Annotated in this window: 17 protein-coding genes and 1 riboswitch; of the genes, 15 read left to right on the plus strand and 2 right to left on the minus strand. The window is 48.7% G+C overall.

All coding sequences use genetic code 11. The annotated features are described in order from the left end of the window. Window positions 1-190: 190 nt before the first annotated feature. Window positions 191-1,126 carry a ribonuclease HIII gene (gene rnhC / locus P9687_RS12110; RefSeq protein WP_026684053.1) on the minus strand — a complete coding sequence of 312 codons (936 nt, stop codon included), beginning with the start codon at window positions 1,124-1,126 and terminating at the stop codon, window positions 191-193. Between the two features lie 100 nt (window positions 1,127-1,226). On the opposite strand from rnhC, the gene zapA reads away from it, so the two are divergent. The 12 genes from zapA (at window position 1,227) to P9687_RS12170 (ending at window position 15,821) form a co-directional block, all read left to right on the plus strand. Beyond that, on the plus strand, window positions 1,227-1,517 hold the full coding sequence (zapA, locus tag P9687_RS12115) for a cell division protein ZapA (protein ID WP_013859878.1): 291 nt from the start codon (window positions 1,227-1,229) through the stop codon (window positions 1,515-1,517). Beyond that, window positions 1,504-2,040, plus strand: coding sequence for a CvpA family protein (locus P9687_RS12120; protein ID WP_080738175.1), 537 nt, complete (start codon window positions 1,504-1,506; stop codon window positions 2,038-2,040). The genes zapA and P9687_RS12120 overlap by 14 nt, the downstream gene beginning before the upstream one ends. Before the next feature lie 278 nt (window positions 2,041-2,318). Further along, window positions 2,319-4,037 (plus strand): DNA polymerase/3'-5' exonuclease PolX, encoded by a 1,719-nt coding sequence (gene polX, locus P9687_RS12125; protein ID WP_168986085.1) that lies wholly within the window; start codon window positions 2,319-2,321, stop codon window positions 4,035-4,037. Between the two features lie 75 nt (window positions 4,038-4,112). Next, window positions 4,113-6,473, plus strand: a complete 2,361-nt coding sequence (locus P9687_RS12130; protein WP_168986084.1) for an endonuclease MutS2 — start codon at window positions 4,113-4,115, stop codon at window positions 6,471-6,473. Between the two features lie 236 nt (window positions 6,474-6,709). Continuing rightward, a complete protein-coding gene (locus P9687_RS12135; RefSeq protein ID WP_168986083.1) occupies window positions 6,710-8,407 on the plus strand; it encodes an AMP-binding protein in 1,698 nt (565 codons plus the stop codon). Between the two features lie 141 nt (window positions 8,408-8,548). Beyond that, on the plus strand, window positions 8,549-9,142 hold the full coding sequence (locus P9687_RS12140; protein WP_014097804.1) for a TetR/AcrR family transcriptional regulator: 594 nt from the start codon (window positions 8,549-8,551) through the stop codon (window positions 9,140-9,142). A 33-nt stretch (window positions 9,143-9,175) separates the two neighbouring features. Further along, window positions 9,176-9,949 carry an enoyl-CoA hydratase gene (locus P9687_RS12145; protein ID WP_328220565.1) on the plus strand — a complete coding sequence of 258 codons (774 nt, stop codon included), beginning with the start codon at window positions 9,176-9,178 and terminating at the stop codon, window positions 9,947-9,949. A 62-nt stretch (window positions 9,950-10,011) separates the two neighbouring features. Then, window positions 10,012-10,785, plus strand: coding sequence for an electron transfer flavoprotein subunit beta/FixA family protein (locus P9687_RS12150; RefSeq protein ID WP_035188319.1), 774 nt, complete (start codon window positions 10,012-10,014; stop codon window positions 10,783-10,785). 30 nt (window positions 10,786-10,815) lie between these two features. After that, window positions 10,816-11,796, plus strand: a complete 981-nt coding sequence (locus tag P9687_RS12155) for an electron transfer flavoprotein subunit alpha/FixB family protein (RefSeq protein ID WP_014097807.1) — start codon at window positions 10,816-10,818, stop codon at window positions 11,794-11,796. A 186-nt stretch (window positions 11,797-11,982) separates the two neighbouring features. Next, a complete protein-coding gene (trxA, locus tag P9687_RS12160) occupies window positions 11,983-12,297 on the plus strand; it encodes a thioredoxin (protein ID WP_014097808.1) in 315 nt (104 codons plus the stop codon). Between the two features lie 105 nt (window positions 12,298-12,402). After that, window positions 12,403-14,175, plus strand: coding sequence for an excinuclease ABC subunit UvrC (gene uvrC, locus P9687_RS12165; protein WP_014097809.1), 1,773 nt, complete (start codon window positions 12,403-12,405; stop codon window positions 14,173-14,175). Window positions 14,176-14,277: 102 nt separating this feature from the next. Next, a riboswitch (Lysine riboswitch) is annotated at window positions 14,278-14,455 on the plus strand. A gap of 136 nt (window positions 14,456-14,591) precedes the next feature. Then, window positions 14,592-15,821 carry an aspartate kinase gene (locus tag P9687_RS12170; protein WP_014097810.1) on the plus strand — a complete coding sequence of 410 codons (1,230 nt, stop codon included), beginning with the start codon at window positions 14,592-14,594 and terminating at the stop codon, window positions 15,819-15,821. Window positions 15,822-15,853: 32 nt separating this feature from the next. Here the strand turns inward: P9687_RS12170 and P9687_RS12175 are convergent, their stop codons facing one another. Then, window positions 15,854-16,318, minus strand: a complete 465-nt coding sequence (locus P9687_RS12175; RefSeq protein ID WP_014097811.1) for a YslB family protein — start codon at window positions 16,316-16,318, stop codon at window positions 15,854-15,856. A 428-nt stretch (window positions 16,319-16,746) separates the two neighbouring features. On the opposite strand from P9687_RS12175, the gene P9687_RS12180 reads away from it, so the two are divergent. From P9687_RS12180 to sdhB, 3 genes are all read left to right on the plus strand, one after another. Beyond that, window positions 16,747-17,355 carry a succinate dehydrogenase cytochrome b558 subunit gene (locus P9687_RS12180; RefSeq protein WP_035184462.1) on the plus strand — a complete coding sequence of 203 codons (609 nt, stop codon included), beginning with the start codon at window positions 16,747-16,749 and terminating at the stop codon, window positions 17,353-17,355. Window positions 17,356-17,426: 71 nt separating this feature from the next. After that, window positions 17,427-19,178, plus strand: coding sequence for a succinate dehydrogenase flavoprotein subunit (gene sdhA / locus P9687_RS12185; protein ID WP_017551099.1), 1,752 nt, complete (start codon window positions 17,427-17,429; stop codon window positions 19,176-19,178). Between the two features lie 72 nt (window positions 19,179-19,250). Further along, entirely contained in the window at window positions 19,251-20,018 is a 768-nt protein-coding gene (gene sdhB / locus P9687_RS12190) for a succinate dehydrogenase iron-sulfur subunit (protein WP_014097814.1), read from the plus strand. The last annotated feature ends 94 nt before the right edge of the window (window positions 20,019-20,112 follow it).

Below are 20,112 nucleotides of genomic sequence, written 5' to 3' on the forward strand. Positions count from 1 at the left end.
CTTAACATAGAGCGCGTCTACGTTAAGGAAGCAAGCAAAAACGAAGTCCCTCCTTCCCATAGCCCCCGTCTACGTTAAGATGCACGGGAAAATTCATCCGTTTCCGTTTCCTTCGCTTAACGTCCCTCCTCGTTCGCCTTTCCTTCAAAATTTATCGCCTATCGTCACCCCATGTCTTTCCCACCATCCTTTATTTCACGCCCGCGATCCGCTTTGCTTTTTCCGTATTGGCAAAATGCAGTTTGACAAAATGTGGCAGCGCGGCCATGCCTTTTTCCTTGATGAGCCGTGCGGCAGCCCGGTCCACCTGTGCACCGGCGCCCCTTGGCAAAACAAATCCGGCTTCTTTGCTCAAGTTTTCAAACTCCCGGACAAAAGCATAGCGTGCGAGAATTGAAGCGGCCGCAACCGCAAGATGGACGCTTTCCCCTTTTGTGCTAAAATAGACGCCGTCACGCATGACGATTTTTTCGTTCTGCAAATACCGATAATAAGTGGACGCTTCTGCGAACTGATCAATTAAAATTGCATCCGGTTTTGCCGGCGCAATTTTTTGGGCGGTATTGTACAAAGCCCGGTTATGGAGCAATGCTTTGATTTTTCCTTGCGACATGCCCGATTGCTGGAGCCGGTTGTATTTTTCGTTCGGTAAAATGAGTAGGCTGTACGGAACAAAGGTGAGCAGTTCTTTCGCTAATCCGGCAATCTGACTGTCTGTTAATCCTTTTGAATCTTTTACGCCCAGTTCTTTTAAAAGCGGGAGCTGTTTCTTTTCAACGTAACAGCTGACGACCGTCATCGGCCCGAAAAAGTCGCCTGTTCCGACTTCATCCGATCCAATGACGGAAAGCTCTCCGATATCAGGAGGCAGCGGGTTGCCGGAAGATTTTGCGCTCCGGGCGGCATCCGGCTTCTTTTCCAGCGGCTGTCCCCATTTTGACGCTTCCGTTTCTGCGGCCGGCCCTTGAAATAAAACTTTTCCGGACTTATAGCCGGTAATGGAGCAGCCTGGTATTTTTGCGGCAAAAACGGCGCAGGACGGAACTTTTCCTGACAGGCTGTTTTGATAAGATTGTTTCATTTTTTGCATGGTTGAAGCTGAAACGAGAATGACAGTATTTGACATTTTGATTCCTCCGGCAGTTTCAGGATCTCCTTGAATTTGTTCGACATTGTTAGACAAAGGCTTTTCCGTCATGCTATGATAGAGAATAGGATTCTTACAAATGGGGAGGCAGGCAACATTGGAAAAAACCCGAATTACTGTTGGCATATACGGACAGCAATATACCATAATCGGAACGGATCCGGCAAGCCATATTCGCCTGGTTGCCTCGATGGTTGATGAAAGAATGCGGGAAATAAGCGCGAAGAATCCTTCATTAGATACTGGCAAAGTGGCTGTGCTGACAGCCGTAAATGCTGTCCATGATTATATAAAACTGAAAGAGCAGTATGAGCTGCTTGAACAGCACTATTTACAATTGTTGAAAAAGGATGAAGATGAAAATGGTTAATTTGATCATCATCATTTTGCTTATGCTTGGATTCCTGAACGGGAAGCGGAAAGGATTTATATTGCAGGCTGTCCACCTTACAGGGTTTGTAATTGCCTCCGCAGTTGCGTACATATTGTATGATGACCTGGCGGAAAAATTGAAGCTAATGATTCCGTATCCTTCTTTTAACAGCGACAGCTCATTTGCCCTTCTGATGCACGAGGGCAATATGGAAACGGCATTTTACCGGATCATTGCGTTTGCCATCCTTTTCTTTGCCGTTAGGATACTTCTAAATATTGTCGGGTCATCCCTTACCTTTTTGGCCCAGCTCCCGGTACTCAAACAAGTCAATGGATGGGCGGGCGGCATCCTCGGGTTTGCCGAGCTGTACTTGATCATTTTTATCGTTTTATATATTGGATCCTTGCTGCCGGTGGATGAGATCCAATCCGCGCTCAAGGCATCCGCAGTCGCAGAAGGCATGATTAAAAATACACCTTATATTTCAGCTCTTGTGGCGTCATGGTGGGTGAAATAGAAACCCGGGCGGCACGTTTACCATTTGCAAACGGGTTGAAAATGGGTTTTTCAAAACAGCACTTCTCGCGACGGGGGAGTGTTTCTTTATGGAGGGGATCGCCCGTGTACATGCTGGTTTTTTCCGGACGGGGCTTGAATGCCGGGCACGGATTCAAATACTTCCCATGCTGCTGGAAAAAATGTGCGGCCATTGGAAGGGCGCTTTCCCAATCATCGTAGCGGGAAAACGGTAAAAACCCGATCCTTCACTTAATAAGTTAAAAAGGGGGCAGGCGAATGCGGACAAATAAACGCAGTGTCATCCGGCTGCTGGAACAAATTGCGGTTTACTTGGAATTGAAAGGCGAAAACCATTTTAAAATCGCGGCTTACCGCAGGGCTGCATCTGCCTTGGAAGCGGATGGGCGTGACTTGTCAGAAATCAGCCGTTTTACGGATATTCCTCATATTGGAAAAACAACCGCTTCCGTCATCGAAGAGTTCGTGGAAACAGGGCGGTCCACCCTGCTTGAACAATTAAAAGACGAAGTCCCAAAAGGGCTGGTTCCGCTCATGCAGATACAGGGCCTTGGTGCCAGAAAAATATCAAGGCTTTACAGGGAGCTCGGCATTACAGATGCGGATTCTTTACGAAAGGCTTGTGAAGAAGGAAAAGTTGAAAGGTTAAAAGGGTTTGGAAAAACGACGCAGTCCAATATTTTGCACGCGCTTGACCAGCTTTCGGGGAAACCGGCCTATACCATCGGCCGGCTGCTGCCGGTTCTTCTGCTGATCGAAGAAACGCTGTCCGGAAACAGGAAAATAGAAACCTATTCGCGCGCCGGCAGCATCCGCCGGTTTGAAGAAAGAATAGAAGAACTTGATTATGTCATCTCCACATTCGATCCAAAATCGGTTGCGGAGGACATTCTTCAAATGAACGAAGTCGTGGAAGCTGTTTCTATCCGGAGTTTAAAAGTGACGGCTAAATTAAAAGGGGAAGCCGGCTTACGGATCAATTTCCGGATCGCAAAGCCCGACCTGTATGCGTTGACGCTTATTCTTTCAACAGGGCCGGATGCGCATCTGGAAAAAATGCAGCAGATTGCCGGCCTTCATGGCGAGCGGCTGACACAATCCGGCGTCAAAATCCCGAAGACAGGCGAATTGCTCCGTTTTCCGAGCGAGGCTTCGTTCTATCATCATTATGGGCTGCCTTACATCCCCCCGGAAATCCGCGCTGACGGCAGCGAAGTGGAAACCTATAAGGGGACGCCTTTTGTCCAGCTTGATGATATAAAGGGCGACCTGCACATGCACACTGTCTGGTCGGACGGGAAAGATTCGCTTGAAGACATGGTCAATGCATGCAGAAAAAGAGGGTACGAATATATCGCGATCACGGACCATTCCAAATATTTAAAAGTGGCCGGCGGGCTTTCACGTGAACGTTTGATCAGGCAAATGAATGAAATCCGCCGGTTAAATGAGAAATATCCGGATATCCTGATTTTATCCGGCATTGAGATGGACATTTTGCCGGATGGGACTTTGGATTTTGATGATGATGTGCTGTCAGGCCTAGATTTCGTCATTGCTTCCATCCATTCGGGTTTTGGGAACAGCCGCGCGCAGATCATGAAACGGCTGCACAGCGCTTTATTCAACCCGCATGTGGACATGATTGCCCATCCGACCGGAAGATTAATCGGCAAAAGGCAGGGGTACGATGTTGATTTGGACCTGCTCTTCCAATGGGCAAAAGAAACCGGCACGATCCTTGAATTAAGCGGCGATCCCGCCCGATTGGACCTGTCCGCGGCCCGTGCACGAGAAGCGCAGGCGGCCGGTGTGAAAATCGCGATTAACACCGATGCACACGCAACCGCGGAACTGGGCAATATCGCTTTTGGTGTCGGGACCGCGAGAAAAGGCTGGATTGAAAGGAAAAATGTGGTCAATACGTATACGAAAGAACAACTCCTTGATTTTTTAAAACAGAAACATCAGCACTGACCCATTCCCGTTCTGCAATGAAAAGAGGGCAGTTTTCCGGAACGCTGGAATCCGGAATGCATGGAGGACGAATAGATGCAACATAAAATCATCAAAACACTCGAGTTTGATAAAATTAAAAATCTGCTGCTTGCGCACGCTTCTTCACCGCTTGGGGCCGAAAAAATTAAGGCCCTTTTCCCCTCCTCTTCCTACGAAGAAGTGGTCCGGATGCAGGAAGAGACGGATGAAGCGGCACAAGTACTGCGTTTAAAAGGGCATGTGCCGCTTTCAGGCATTTATGACATCCGCCGCCACCTGAAAAGAGCGGCGATCGGCGGCAGGCTGAACCCGCAGGAACTGGTGCAGATTGCGAGCACCATCCATGTCAGCCGTACGATGAAACGGTTTATTGAAGGAATCGCGGAAGAAGAAACAGCGCTGCCGATCTTAACCTTAACAAGCATGGCGGACAGAATTGCGGTCCTTACTCCGCTTGAACATGACATCCGGAATGCGGTGGATGAAAACGGGGAAATACTGGACACTGCAAGCGAAACGCTGCGCCAAATCCGCCACGGGCTGCGCGGCACGGAACGGCGCATCCGTGAAAAACTGGAAGGCTATATTCGCGGCAAAAATGCGGCGAAAATGCTGTCGGACGCGATTATTACGATCCGGAATGATCGCTATGTCATCCCGGTAAAACAGGAATACCGGGCAAATTACGGGGGAATCGTCCATGACCAGTCTTCTTCCGGGCAGACTTTGTTCATTGAGCCGCAATCGGTCGTGGACTTGAATAACCAGCTGCGTGAATGGCATTTAAAAGAACAGCAGGAGATTGAAAGGATTTTAAGTGAATTGTCCGCCGCAGTGGCAGCAGCCGGCGGGGAGCTTAACACTATCGTCGAAATTCTCGCCGATTTTGACTTTATGTTTGCCAAAGCTTTATACGGCCGGTCCATTAAAGGTTCGAAACCGGTGATCAACAACCACGGCGCCATCCGTATGTTCAAAGCCCGCCATCCGCTGCTTCCGGCTGATAAAGTGGTGCCGAATGATATTACGCTCGGGCAGGATTATACGACAATTGTAATAACCGGCCCGAATACAGGCGGAAAAACGATTACGCTGAAGACAATCGGGCTGTGCACGCTCATGGCGCAGGCCGGGCTGCAAATTCCCGCCTTGGACGGTTCGGAAATGGCTGTTTTTAAAGAAGTATTTGCCGATATCGGTGATGAACAGTCGATTGAGCAAAGCCTTAGCACCTTCTCCTCCCATATGACAAATATCGTTGAAATCCTGAAACGGGTCGACGATCAGTCGCTCGTCCTGTTTGATGAGCTCGGCGCCGGCACCGACCCGCAGGAAGGGGCTGCCCTTGCGATTTCAATTTTGGACGAAGTGTACAAAAGGGGGGCCCGCGTTGTCGCCACCACCCACTACCCGGAACTGAAGGCATACGCCTACAACCGCGAAGGTGTCGTCAATGCAAGCGTCGAGTTTGATGTGGAAACATTAAGCCCGACATACCGGCTTTTAATCGGCGTTCCCGGCCGGAGCAATGCGTTTGAAATCTCAAGGCGCCTCGGGCTCTCCCCGTCCGTTATTGCACACGCCCAATCATTAATCGGCGCGGACACGAACGAGGTCGAAAATATGATTGCCGCGCTCGAATCGGCGAGGCGCGAGGCGGAAAAAGAACGGCAGGAAGCGCAGAAACTGTTGGAGGATGCCGAGGGGCTGCACCATGATTTGCAAAAACAAATGAGACAGTTTTATGCCCGCCGCGATGAGCTGTATGGAAAAGCGGAGAAAAAAGCGGCAAAAGTGGTGGAAGAGGCAAAGGAAAAAGCGGAAGAGATTATCCGCGATTTGCGGAAAATGCAGCTTGAATCCAAAGCCAATGTGAAAGAACATGAACTGATTGATGCAAGAAAACAGTTGGAGGAACTGGCGCCGAAACTGGACCGCAAACCGGCGGCAAAGGCAAAGAAACAGCATGTCTACCAGCCGGGCGACGAAGTCAAAGTGCTCAGTTTCAACCAGAAAGGCACGCTGCTTGAACAAACGGCAGGCGGCGAGTGGCTCGTGCAAATGGGCATTTTGAAAATGAAAGTAAAAGAATCCGACATGGAATATATCCGGCCGCCGCAACAAAAACAGCCGGAGAAGCACCTGGCAACGGTCAGGGGGCGCGATTCCCATGTCAGCCTGGAACTCGACTTGCGCGGGGAGCGTTATGAAGATGCGCTCTTAAAAGTTGAAAAATATATTGATGATGCGCTTTTAGCTGGGTATCCGCGCGTTTCGATCATCCACGGGAAAGGAACAGGGGCGCTCCGGAACGGGGTACAGGAATTTTTGAAACATCACCGCGCCGTAAAACACATCCGCCTTGGGGAACCGGGCGAAGGCGGCAGCGGCGTCACGATTGTAGAATTCAAGTAATCTTCAAGGGCAAGGGGGAGGGCCTTTTGTTTCTCGAAAAGCTGGCAAAGGTTTTGCTTGTTTGCTGTGCTGTTTTTGCATTGCTTGGCGTCATTTATTTGTTTGTTGCAGATTAGCCCGTAACAAGGAGAAGGAGCGTATCCTTCTCCTGTTTCGGCTGCAAACAATTGTCAACGCTTTCAATTTTCGTTATAATAAAATAAGTCAATAAAAAATGCAAAATGGAGTTGATGCAAATGACAGACAGGCCGTGGCTGTCCCAGTATCCGCCGGAAATACCCGTTTCCCTTACGTATCCGCGAAAACCGGTTTGTGCATTTTTAACCGAAGCAGCTGAACAGTATCCTGACAAAAAAGCGCTCCATTTTATGGGGAAAGAAATGACATACCGTGAAGTGTATGAAGCGGCGCTCAAATTTGCCGGGTATTTAAAAAAACTCGGAGTGGAAAAAGGCGATAGGGTTGCCGTGCTGCTCCCGAATTCCCCGCAGGCCGTCATCGGTTTTTACGGCATCCTTTACACGGGCGGGATAGCCGTCATGACGAATCCGCTATATACGGAAAGGGAACTGGAATATCAGCTGAAAGACTCCGGCGCGAAGGCCATCCTGACAGTTGATTTCCTGTACCCGACAGTGGCAAAAGTATTTGAGAAAACCGATCTCGAACATATTATTGTAACCGCCATCAGCGAGTATTTGCCTTTTCCCAAAAACGTCATCTACCCGTTTCTGCAGAAAAAGCAAACGGGCGTCACAGTACGGGTTCAGCACGGCGGGCACCATCACTTGCTAAAGAACATCATGAAGGAAGAAATTCCGGAACCGCTTGACACGCCGTTCGATATCGAAGAGGACCTTGCGATTCTTCAGTACACCGGTGGCACAACCGGCGTGCCAAAAGGCGTCATGCTGACACATCTCAATTTGATTGCAAACGCGACAATGTGTGATGCCTGGATGTACAGGGCCAAAAAAGGGGAAGAAGTGGTGCTCGGCATGCTTCCGTTTTTCCATGTGTACGGCATGACGACCGTGCTGATTCTTTCTGTGATGCAGGGCTTTAAAATGATTTTAATTCCGCGCTTTGATGCGGAGTCACTGCTGAAGACGATTGAAAAACAGCGGCCAACTTTGTTTCCGGGTGCGCCAACCATTTATATCGGGCTTTTAAACCACCCGAAAATTAAGGAATATGATTTGTCATCGATTGAAGCATGCATCAGCGGTTCTGCCCCGCTGCCGGTAGAAGTTCAGCAGAAATTTGAAGGGGTGACCGGCGGCAAGCTTGTGGAAGGGTATGGCCTCAGTGAATCTTCTCCTGTCACCCATGCCAATTTTGTATGGGGAAAACGCGTCAAAGGCAGTATCGGCGTGCCATGGCCGGATACGGACTGCGAAATCCGCTCGCTCGAAGACGGCAGGCAGTTACCGCCCGGTGAAGTCGGCGAGCTGGCGGTAAAAGGGCCGCAAGTGATGAAAGGTTACTGGAACCGCCCGGAAGAAACGAAGGAAGTGCTAAAAGACGGGTGGCTATTTACGGGGGATTTGGCTTATATGGATGAAGAAGGTTATTTTTATATTGTCGACCGGAAAAAAGACATCATTATTGCAGGCGGCTATAATATTTATCCGCGTGAAGTCGAAGAAGTGCTGTATGAGCACCCTGCCGTTCAGGAAGCCGTGGTTGCCGGCGTGCCACACCCGTACCGCGGGGAAACCGTCAAAGCCTATATTGTGCTGAAAGACAATATGACAGTAACGGAAGAAGAACTGGACCGGTTTGCACGCCAATATCTGGCGGCATATAAAGTCCCGCGCATTTACGAATTCCGGGATGAACTGCCGAAAACGGCCGTTGGGAAAATTTTGCGGCGCTCATTGGTTGCAGAAGAAAAAGAAAAGATGGAAAATGGAGGAGAGAAGATCGGGTAAGGAAATTTTTTTATAAACAGGACTTGACAAATGCTGCATTCCTGTATAATATGAAAATATGAATGAATGGTCATTCATTTTCCGACCGTTCCAAACCGGTCGGCCAAATTGACAGATCATGAGATTGAAAGGTGATAGCCCGTGAGGAAAAACAGGCCAAAGTACAAACAAATTATTGATGCAGCAGTGGTGGTTATCGCACAACACGGCTATCATCAGGCACAGGTTTCAAAAATTGCAAAACAGGCGGGCGTAGCGGACGGCACGATTTATTTGTATTTTAAAAACAAAGAAGATATCCTGATTTCTTTGTTTGAAGAAAAGATGCAGCTGTTTATCGAAAAGGTTTCCGAATATATTGCAGGGGACCTTTCCCCTTCCGAAAAGTTGCTCAAGATGATCGAAAACCACTTCAAAGTCCTTGCCGCCGATCACCATTTGGCGGTCGTGACCCAGCTGGAACTGCGGCAGACCAATTTAGATCTGCGGCTTAAAATCAACAGCGTGCTGAAAGAATATTTGACGCTCGTTGACCAAATCATCCGCGAAGGCATGGAAAAAGGTGAATTCGATTCCGGGCTTGACGTCCGGCTCGTCCGGCAGATGATTTTCGGGACAGTCGATGAAACGGTAACGACATGGGTGATGAATAAAGAAAAATACGACCTCGTTTCACTGGCTGCTCCCGTCCACCAATTGATCATTAACGGCTGCGGCAAAAAAACGGCGGTTTAATGCCGCAGCTTTCACAAGGGGGTTTGAGACGGGATGGAATTTATTACGATCAAACGGGAAAATGCGGTCGCCTGCATTGAAATGAACAGGCCGCCTGCCAACGCGCTTGCGCAGGCCCTTTTAAAAGAACTTGCGCAAGCGTTTAGCCAGCTTGAAAACGATCCTGAAATCAGGGTCGTACTCCTTTACGGGAAAGGAAGATTTTTTTCGGCAGGAGCGGATATTAAAGAATTTGTCCAATTAAGGGAATCGGGCGGCTCCGATGCGCTTGCGGTTTCCGGTCAGGAATTATTCGAAAAAGTGGAAGCGTTCCCGAAACCGGTCATCGCCGCAATCCACGGCGCGGCACTTGGCGGCGGGCTCGAACTTGCGATGGCGTGCCATATCCGTCTTGTCACAGAAAATGCAAAACTCGGCCTCCCGGAACTGAGCCTCGGACTCGTGCCGGGTTTTGCCGGAACGCAGCGGCTGCCAAGGTATGTCGGACGCGGCAAAGCGTTTGAAATGCTGTGGACAAGCGAACCGCTGACCGGAACGGAGGCCGTGCAGCAGGGGCTTGCAAACCATGCTTATAAGGAAGAGGAATTGCTCCCGAAAGCAAAGGCGCTGGCTGAAAAAATTGCAAAGAAAAGCCCGCTGGCCCTGAAAGCCTCTATTGAACTCGTCAATTATTCAAAAACAAACGATTACGAAAAAGGCTTGGAGCAGGAATCCGCACGTTTTCTTGAGCTGTTCGGCTCAAAAGATGCAGAGGAAGGCATCAAAGCTTTTATTGAAAAAAGGGAACCGCGTTTTACAGGGGCCTAACATTTTTTGATTTGTATGCGCTTAAAAGATTTTATTTTTTAACGATTTAGGGAGGGAACGGCATGAATATCTTCGTATTATTAAAACGGACTTTTGACACAGAAGAAAAGATTGCGATTGCAAACGGCCGCATCCAGGATGACGGGGCAGAATATATCATCAACCCGTACGATGAATACGCCGTTGAAGAGGCCATCCAGGTACGCGATGCCCAGGGCGGCGAAGTCACAGTTGTCACAGTCGGCAATGAAGAAGCCGAAAAGCAATTGCGGACGGCACTTGCGATGGGTGCGGATAAAGCAGTCCTCATTAATATTGAAGACGATGTGGAAGCAAGCGACCAGGTCACAACGGCAAAAGTGCTCGCCGCTTATTTAAAAGAGCAGGAACCGGATCTCATTATCGGCGGGAATGTCGCCATTGACAACGCTTCCGGACAAGTCGGCCCGCGGGTGGCGGAGTTGCTCGGTATCCCGTATGTCACGACGATCACCAATCTGGAAATTGATGGCGACAAAGCGACGGTCACAAGAGATGTCGAAGGGGATTCCGAAATCATTGAAACGACCCTTCCGCTGCTCGTCACAGCGCAGCAGGGCTTAAATGAGCCGCGTTATCCTTCGCTCCCGGGGATCATGAAAGCGAAGAAAAAACCGCTTGAAGAGCTGGAACTGGATGACCTTGACCTTGAAGAAGAAGACGTGGAGCCGAAAACCAAAACGATCGAGGTTTACCTGCCACCGAAAAAAGAAGCAGGAAAAGTGCTTGAAGGCGAAATTGCCGACCAAGTAAAAGAACTTGTCCAATTATTGCATACCGAAGCAAAAGTGATTTAAGCGAAGAAACCGGAAATGGAGGGGATCAGCATGAGTCGAAAAGTATTAGTAGTGGGGGAAGTCCGTGACGGATCGCTCCGCAATGTATCATATGAAACCATTGCCGCCGGAAAAACGGTAGCAGAAGGCGGGGAAGTGGTCGGCGTTTTGATCGGGGACGCTGTGAAAGATTTGGGGAAAGACATGATTCAATACGGTGCTGACCGTGTTGCCGTGGTGGAAGACGAGAAGCTGAAAAGCTATTCTTCAGACGGTTTTTCCCAAGCATTGCTTGCGATTGTCGAATCTGAAAAGCCGGATGGCATCTTAATCGGCCATACGGCGCTTGGCAAAGACCTGGCCCCGAAAGTAGCGGCTAAATTGGATGCCGGCCTGATTTCGGACGCAACCGCAGTGGAATCAGCCGGGGAACATGTCGTCTTTACCCGCCCGATTTACTCCGGCAAGGCGTTTGAGAAAAAGATCGTAACAGACGGGGTCATCTTTGCGACCATTCGGCCGAACAACATCAGCCCGCTTGAAAAAGACGAATCGCGGACAGGGGACATTGAAACCGTCGAAGCGGAAATTAAAGATTTACGCACGATCATCAAAGAAGTGGTCCGGAAAGTAAGTGAAGGGGTTGACCTTTCGGAAGCGAAAGTCATCGTTTCAGGCGGCCGCGGCGTGAAAAGCGCGGACGGCTTCAAACCGCTGAAAGAGCTTGCCGATGTGCTCGGCGGCGCGGTTGGGGCTTCGCGCGGCGCATGTGACGCCGGCTACTGCGATTATTCCCTGCAAATCGGGCAGACGGGCAAAGTGGTTACACCGGATTTGTATATCGCATGCGGTATTTCCGGCGCCATCCAGCATTTGGCCGGCATGTCCAACTCAAAAGTGATTGTGGCCATTAACAAAGACCCGGAAGCGAACATCTTCAACGTGGCGGATTACGGCATCGTCGGCGACCTGTTCGAAGTGGTCCCGCTTCTCACAGAGGAAATCAAAAAACTAAAAGTCACATCGGCGTAATCCCGGGCCCGGACGAAAAAAATTCGTTCCGGGCCTGTTTTCTGTTGGATATTCGTGAAAAAAGGGTATAAAATAATAAAATCATTACTGCTTTTTCCGGACCGGACAAATTGTTCGCAACATATGATAAAGGATGATATACTTATCCCAAGCAGTAATAGTTTGATTTAGGAGGGTTCTTTCAATATGGCAATTACACATGCTACCGACGCGACTTTCGAGCAGGAAGTCAGCCAAGGTTTGGTATTAACGGATTTTTGGGCAACATGGTGTGGTCCGTGCAAAATGATTGCACCGGTACTTGAAGAAATTGATGCTGAAATGGGCGACAAGGTGAAAATCGTCAAAGTAGACGTGGATGAGAATCAGGAAACGACCAGCAAATTCGGCGTCATGAGCATTCCGACCCTTGTTCTCATGAAAGATGGCAAACCGGTCGACAAAGTGATCGGTTACCAGCCGAAAGAAGCTTTGCAAGAATTAGTGAACAAACATTTATAATACAATAAATGCGCGGCTTCAAGCCGTGCGCAAATGCATTTTAAAATCCGGGCCGGCTGTGGTCCGGGTTTTTTACAGAACGCAGGATTTTGAGGTGAAGAGAAATTGAACGAGACGATCCGCAATAAACTTGCCCTCCTGCCCGCCCAACCCGGCTGCTATTTAATGAAAGACAGACAGGGGACCATCATTTATGTCGGGAAGGCCAAAATTTTAAAAAACCGTGTCCGCTCTTACTTTTCCGGTTCGCATGACGCAAAAACGCAGCGGCTTGTCAGCGAGATCGAAGACTTTGAGTATATTGTCACTTCTTCCAATATTGAAGCCCTTATTCTTGAAATTAATTTAATCAAAAAGCATGACCCGAAATACAACATCATGCTGAAAGATGATAAAACATACCCGTATATTAAGCTGACCCATGAACGCCACCCGCGTCTGATCACCACCCGGAAAGTGAAAAAAGATAAAGGCAAATATTTCGGCCCGTATCCAAACGTGCAGGCGGCCAATGAAACAAAAAAGCTGCTGGACCGGTTGTATCCTTTGCGGAAATGCACCAATATGCCGGACCGCGTCTGCCTTTATTACCATTTGGGCCAGTGTCTTGCGCCGTGCGTCAATGAGGTGAAAGAAGAAACATACAAAGAGATCACCGATCAAATTACCCGCTTTTTGAACGGGGGTTACACGGAAATCAAAAAAGAACTGGAAGAAAAAATGCATGAGGCTGCAGAAAAGCTTGAATTTGAGCGGGCAAAAGAATACCGTGACCAGATCGCCAATATTGAAATGACGATGGAAAAACAGAAAATTACAATGACGGATTTTACGGACCGCGACATTTTCGGCTACGCAGTGGATAAAGGCTGGATGTGCGTCCAGGTCTTTTTCATGCGCCAAGGAAAGCTGATCGAACGGGATGTCTCGCTATTTCCGTCTTACGATGAGCCGGAGGAGGAATTTTTGAGCTATTTGGGGCAGTTTTACGCCAAACCGGAACATATTAAGCCGAAAGAAGTGCTGATTACGGAAAAAGCAGACCGGGAACTGGCGGAACAACTGCTCGAAATCAAAGTGCTCCAGCCGAAAAAAGGCCAGAAACGGGAACTCGTGTTAATGGCCGAGAAGAACGCAAAGATTGCATTGAAGGAAAAATTCGCGTTGATTGAACGGGACGAGGAACGAACGATCAAAGCCGTTGAAAATCTTGGCGAAAAGCTCGGCATCTACACGCCGCACCGGATTGAAGCGTTCGATAATTCGAATATCCAGGGGACAAACCCGGTTTCGGCGATGGTCGTGTTTGTGGACGGTAAGCCGGCAAAAAAAGAATACCGCAAATATAAAATCAAAACAGTGGAAGGACCGGATGATTATGAATCGATGCGCGAAGTGATCCGCCGCCGTTACATCCGTGCCCTAAGGGAAAACTTGCCGCTTCCGGATCTCATCATTATTGACGGCGGAAAAGGGCAAATTGACGCGGCAAGGGATGTGCTTGAAAATGAGCTCGGGCTTGAGATCCCGATCGGCGGCCTGGCAAAGGATGAGAAGCACAATACATCGCAGCTTTTGTTCGGCAACCCGCTGGAAGTTGTGCCGCTCGGGCGGAACAGCCAGGAATTTTACCTGCTTCAGCGCATCCAAGATGAAGTGCACCGGTTTGCGATTACCTTCCACAGGGAATTGCGCGGAAAATCCGCTTTTCAATCGGCGCTTGACGATATTCCGGGCATCGGGCCGAAACGGAAAAAACAACTGCTTCGCCACTTTGGCTCCTTGAAGAAAATGAAACAAGCAAAGCTGGAAGAATTTGTGGAAGCGGGCATCCCGCGTCCCGTATCCGAAGCATTAATCAAAAAATTACAAGAATAACCTGGCAGGGTTTTTCTGTATATGGTATAATCATGATAATTTCATATGGCAAGCTTTGTTTCAGACTTTCGGGAGCGGTCATCCCGGCGTCCGGCAAAGCCGTTACATGATAGAGGCGCAAAACTTAAGAGTAAGGAACGGGAGAAGATTGGGCTTCCGGGATCGTTTCTGAAAGGAAGTTTTGCCGAAGTGAAAATGGTCTCAATGCCGTTTTTGCTGGTTCTGTACTGAAAAAGTCCGGAACTGTCAGGATGAAATGTCTTGGAGCGCTATCTCACAGGAATGACTGCGTACCCGCGTATGCAAAAGCGATGAGATATCCGTTCTCATTGCTTTTTTTAAATGGGCGCCAAGTTGCTTTGCTTTCACTCTGACAGCCTCATTTTACTTATAAACTGCAGAAGGTGGCGGAGTTATTGGGAATCATTGTTCAGAAATTCGGGGGAACTTCGGTTGGAAATGTGGAAAGGATCCGGAATACGGTCAACCGGATTATTGAAGAAAAGGAAAAGGGCCATGATGTTGTCGTCGTTGTTTCCGCGATGGGCAAAACAACGGACCAGCTTGTCGGGCTTGCAAATGAACTTTCTGCGTATCCTGCAAAACGCGAAATGGATATGCTGCTTTCAACCGGCGAACAGGTGACGATTTCGCTTGTCGCCATGGCACTGATCGATCAAGGCTACGATGCCGTTTCTTATACCGGATGGCAGGCCGGCATTATAACGGAACCCGTGCACGGAAACGCCCGGATCACGGAAATCCGGACTGAAAAAATCAAATCCCGTCTGGCAGCCGGGCAAATTGTAATCGTCGCCGGGTTTCAGGGCATCACCCCAGAAGGCGAAATTGCGACACTCGGTAGGGGCGGCTCAGATACAACGGCAGTGGCGCTTGCAGCAGCGCTTCATGCGGACCGCTGCCTGATCTACACGGATGTAACCGGCGTGTTTACGTCCGACCCGCGCTATATTCCGAATGCCCGGAAGCTTAAGGCTGTATCCTATGATGAGATGCTTGAACTGGCGAGTCTCGGGGCGGGCGTTTTGCATGCAAGGGCAGTGGAGTTTGCCAAAAATGCGGCTGTGCCGCTGATCGTTTGTTCGAGCCTTGAAAGGGAGGAAGGCACGTTAATAGAGGAGGAAGTTTCGGTGGAAAAAAACTTAATTGTCCGCGGCGTTGCATTTGAAGATGGCATTACAAGGGTGACCATTTTCGGACTGGAAAACGGCTTCCGCAATTTGCCGGATATTTTTACGACACTGGCGGAACACCATATTGATGTCGATATCATTATCCAGAACCAGACAGCGGACCATAAAACGTATTTATCTTTTTCGATAAAAGATAAAGATCTGAAAGAAACGGCCGATCTTTTGGAAGCCGGGAAAGAAGCCCTCAGCATTGACCATTTTGAAACGGAAACCGGCCTCGCAAAAGTGTCCATCATCGGTTCGGGCATGGTTTCCAACCCGGGCGTTGCGGCAAAAATGTTCCAGGTGCTGGCAGACCACGGCATTGCCATTAAAATGATCAGCACGTCCGAAATCAAAGTGTCCACCGTTGTCGATGCAAAAGAAATGGTCCGGGCCGCCCGGTGCCTGCACGAAGCATTTGAACTGGATGCAGTGGAGCAAAATATATGAAAATATGAAAAAGCAGGGGAGCCCCTGCTTTTTCATATTGATTCCCCGGCCGGGTCTTTCGCATCCCACTGCACGGTGATCCGGACTTTTTTTGCTTTTTTTGCAACTTCCTCAACAGCTTCCGTGATCAGTTTTTTCTGCATCTGGTACTGCTCGGCTAAAAAACCGGCTTCAAGCTTGAATGTCGGCTCTTGACCTGCGCCCATATCCAGCTGCCGTTCAATCATCGGCCCGGATAACTCAAATTCGATATGATATTTCTCTTCTTTTTTGATCGATAACGTTCCCCAGCCGGCTTCTTTGAAAAAAGAAACCATTTCTTCATAGGTAAGCAGCTGGAATTTTCTTGCCAAATGTTTTCCGGCCCAGTATAGAATATCCGGTGTTTCCTTGCCGAGTATATCCGGAATTAATATATTACGCAACAGCTCATATCCGAATGCGGGCACCATTAGCTGTTCCGCAACGGTTTGTTCATTTCCGCCAGAAGATTTCACGCAATTCCCCTCTTTCTATATGCTATATTATATACAAAATAAAACCGGACTTAAAAGCATTTTTTGAGTGTACACAAAAATAATGGGAACTTTTTTTCGCCGGCTTCCGCGTCACATGGGGAAATTATGCCGGTTGCGGTAAAATCCGATGAAAAAAGACAAGCCTTGGATAAAAATTCCTTTTTTATGCAAAAGCATATGGCAAAAGAGCTATACTGAAAAAATTTTAAAAAATGGGAGAAAGACTGACAAATATGACAAATAAACGGTATTTTCAGCGCAAATTCGTGAATGCGTTTCCTTGACGCGCCCATTTGTCGGGAGTACAATAAAACTGTCACATAATTGTTATAAAATATTTATGCGGGAGGAAGCAATGCAAAATTTGTCTTCTTTGCATAAATTCACACTACAAAGGGGGATACAATGTGGCTGGAAATCGAGAGTTTTATAACCGCAAACTGCATTCTTTGCTGGGTGTTATACCCATCGGCTTATTTTTAGTCATCCACTTGACCGTGAACCACTATGCGGTAAACGGTGCTGCTGCCTTCAATAAAGCAGCCGGTTTTATGGAAAACCTGCCGTTTCTGCTTTTTGTGGAAGTAGTGTTCATTTATTTGCCGCTTTTGTTCCATGCAATTTACGGCTTATATATTTCGTTTACGGCATCGAGCAATGTCGGCACGATGGGCTACTTCCGGAACTGGATGTACCTTTTGCAAAGAATCAGCGGTGTGTTGGTCCTGATCTTTCTCGTATTTCACATCTATGAAACACGCATTCAAATGGCGTTTGGCAAGGAATTGAACTTTGATCTGATGGCAAATCTATTAGCAAATCGTTGGATGCTCGCCTGGTACATAATTGGGACAGTGGCTGCCGTTTTCCACTTTGCCAACGGTCTCTGGTCGTTCCTGGTCAGCTGGGGCATTACACAGTCACGCCGGTCACAGCAAATTTCCACATATGTGATGGTTGTGGTCTTTGTGCTGCTTTCTGTTGTCGGCGTCAGGGCTTTATTAGCATTTGCATAATGAAAAGATTCGAAAAATAGCAGTTTACTGGTTTGTAAGAGGCATCAAGTATGAAGAGGGAGTGAATCAAGTTGGCTAATGGCAAAATCATTGTTGTCGGCGGAGGGCTTGCCGGTTTGATGGCGACTGTAAAAATTGCAGAAGCAGGCCGGCAGGTTGATCTGTTTTCGCTAGTGCCGGTAAAAAGGTCGCACTCTGTTTGCGCACAGGGCGGCATTAACGGCGCTGTCAATACAAAAGGGGAAGGGGATTCGCCATGGATCCACTTTGACGATACGGTATACGGGGGCGACTTCCTTGCCAACCAGCCGCCGGTAAAAGCGATGTGCGAAGCGGCGCCGGGGATTATCCACCTGTTTGACCGGATGGGCGTCATGTTCAACCGCACGCCGGAAGGGCTTTTGGACTTCAGGCGTTTCGGCGGCACCCAGCACCACCGGACAGCATTTGCAGGCGCAACAACCGGTCAGCAGCTTTTATACGCATTGGATGAACAGGTAAGGCGCCATGAAGTGAACGGGCTTGTCACGAAATACGAAGGCTGGGAATTTCTTGGCATTATCAAAGACGATGAAGGCATTTGCCGCGGCATCGTTTCGCAAAACCTGACAACAATGGAAATCAAAGCTTTTCCTGCGGATGCCGTCATTATGGCATCGGGCGGCCTTGGCATTATTTTCGGGAAATCAACCAACTCGATGATCAATACCGGCTCGGCGGCTTCCATTGTATACCAGCAAGGCGCAACGTATGCGAACGGCGAATTTATCCAAATTCACCCGACTGCCATCCCGGGCGATGACAAACTGCGGCTGATGAGTGAATCCGCACGTGGGGAAGGCGGGCGCATCTGGACGTACAAAGACGGCAAACCGTGGTATTTCCTGGAAGAAAAATATCCGGCATACGGGAACCTCGTGCCGCGCGACATTGCAACCCGTGAAATTTTCCATGTCTGCGTGGACTTGAAACTCGGCATTAACGGCGAGAACATGGTTTATCTCGATTTGTCGCACAAAGACCCGCATGAACTGGACGTAAAACTGGGCGGGATTATTGAAATCTATGAAAAATTCGTCGGCGATGACCCGCATAAAGTGCCGATGAAAGTGTTCCCGGCCGTCCACTATTCCATGGGCGGATTATGGGTGGACTATAAACAGCATACGAGCATTCCGGGGCTGTTCGCAGCAGGCGAATGCGACTACTCGATGCACGGCGCGAACCGCTTAGGGGCAAACTCCCTGCTTTCTGCCATTTACGGCGGGATGGTAGCCGGCCCTGAAGCTGTCAACTACATCGACGGGCTTGAAAAGAGCACGGATGCACTGCCGTCAACCGTCTTTGAACGTGCTGTCCAAGAACAGGAGAAAAAATGGAACGATATTTTGTCGCTTGACGGAACCGAAAATGCCTATGTGCTGCATAAAGAACTGGGCGAATGGATGACAGACAATGTGACGGTTGTCCGTTACAATGACCGTCTGAAGAAAACGGACGAAAAGATTCAGGAATTAATGGAAAGATGGAAAAATATTAATGTTGTAGATACATCGAAATGGAGCAACCAGGCGGCTTCGTTTACACGGCAGCTGTATAACATGCTGCAGCTGGCGCGCGTCATCACGATCGGCGCTCTGAACCGCAATGAAAGCCGCGGTGCCCACTATAAACCTGATTTTCCGGACCGCAACGACGAAGAATGGCTGAAAACGACGATGGCAAATTATGACCCTGTGAACAATGAACCGGTCTTCAGCTATGAAGATGTAGATGTATCGCTGATCAAACCGCGCGTACGCGACTACACGAAGAAGCACTGATTCGGATCGGGCAAAAACGGATTTTTTCCGGCTTTTGCCCGGGTGATTTCATAAGGAAAGAGGAGAATAAGGATGGGTGAACAAAAAACCGTTACATTTATCATACAACGCCAGGATAATCCGGAATCAGAACCATATGACGAAACGTTTGAAGTTCCGTACCGGCCGAATATGAATGTCATTTCGGCCCTGATGGAAATCCGCCGGAATCCGGTCAATGCCAAAGGGGAAAAAACAACACCTGTTGTTTGGGAAATGAACTGTTTGGAAGAAGTTTGCGGTGCCTGTTCCATGGTGATTAACGGCAAACCACGCCAGGCTTGTTCAGCGCTTGTGGACAAACTGCAGCAGCCGATCCGCCTTGCCCCAATGCGGACATTCCCGGTTGTCAGAGATTTGCAAATTGACCGCGGCCGCATGTTTGACTCGCTGAAAAAAGTGAAAGCTTGGATTCCGATTGACGGCACTTACGACTTAGGGGAAGGGCCGCGCATGCCGGAGAAAAAAAGGCAGTGGGCTTATGAACTGGCAAAATGCATGACTTGCGGCGTATGTTTGGAAGCCTGCCCGAATGTCAACAGCCGTTCAAACTTTATCGGGCCAGCGCCGCTTTCGCAAGTACGGTTATTTAATGCGCACCCGACCGGCCATATGAACCGCGATGAACGACTTGAAGCGATCATGGGTGACGGCGGTCTTGCCAATTGCGGCAACTCGCAAAACTGTGTACAAGCCTGCCCGAAAGGTATCCCGCTGACAACATCCATCGCAGCATTAAACCGTGAAACAACCATCTATATGTTTAAAAAATTCTTTGGCAGTGACCATACGGTTGACTAATGCCAAAAGTGCCACATCAAAGCGGAAACAGTAGATGTGGCACTTCTTTTCAAATAAAAAATGAATGGTTGTTCACTCATTAAAAGGAGGTATC

It is taken from the genome of Weizmannia sp. CD-2023 (assembly GCF_036225245.1).
GTDB classification, from domain to species: domain Bacteria; phylum Bacillota; class Bacilli; order Bacillales; family Bacillaceae_C; genus Weizmannia; species Weizmannia faecalis.

What these genes read in the sequence shown, in the direction of transcription:
- zapA (WP_013859878.1), top strand. Translation starts at nt 1,227, where the DNA reads ATGGGGAGGCAGGCAACATTGGAAAAAACCCGAATTACTGTTGGCATA.
- sdhB (WP_014097814.1), top strand. Translation starts at nt 19,251, where the DNA reads ATGGGTGAACAAAAAACCGTTACATTTATCATACAACGCCAGGATAAT.
- P9687_RS12150 (WP_035188319.1), top strand. Translation starts at nt 10,012, where the DNA reads ATGAATATCTTCGTATTATTAAAACGGACTTTTGACACAGAAGAAAAG.
- trxA (WP_014097808.1), top strand. Translation starts at nt 11,983, where the DNA reads ATGGCAATTACACATGCTACCGACGCGACTTTCGAGCAGGAAGTCAGC.
- P9687_RS12155 (WP_014097807.1), top strand. Translation starts at nt 10,816, where the DNA reads ATGAGTCGAAAAGTATTAGTAGTGGGGGAAGTCCGTGACGGATCGCTC.
- polX (WP_168986085.1), top strand. Translation starts at nt 2,319, where the DNA reads ATGCGGACAAATAAACGCAGTGTCATCCGGCTGCTGGAACAAATTGCG.
- P9687_RS12130 (WP_168986084.1), top strand. Translation starts at nt 4,113, where the DNA reads ATGCAACATAAAATCATCAAAACACTCGAGTTTGATAAAATTAAAAAT.
- P9687_RS12120 (WP_080738175.1), top strand. Translation starts at nt 1,504, where the DNA reads ATGAAAATGGTTAATTTGATCATCATCATTTTGCTTATGCTTGGATTC.
- P9687_RS12145 (WP_328220565.1), top strand. Translation starts at nt 9,176, where the DNA reads ATGGAATTTATTACGATCAAACGGGAAAATGCGGTCGCCTGCATTGAA.
- rnhC (WP_026684053.1), bottom strand. Translation starts at nt 1,126, where the DNA reads ATGTCAAATACTGTCATTCTCGTTTCAGCTTCAACCATGCAAAAAATG.
- P9687_RS12135 (WP_168986083.1), top strand. Translation starts at nt 6,710, where the DNA reads ATGACAGACAGGCCGTGGCTGTCCCAGTATCCGCCGGAAATACCCGTT.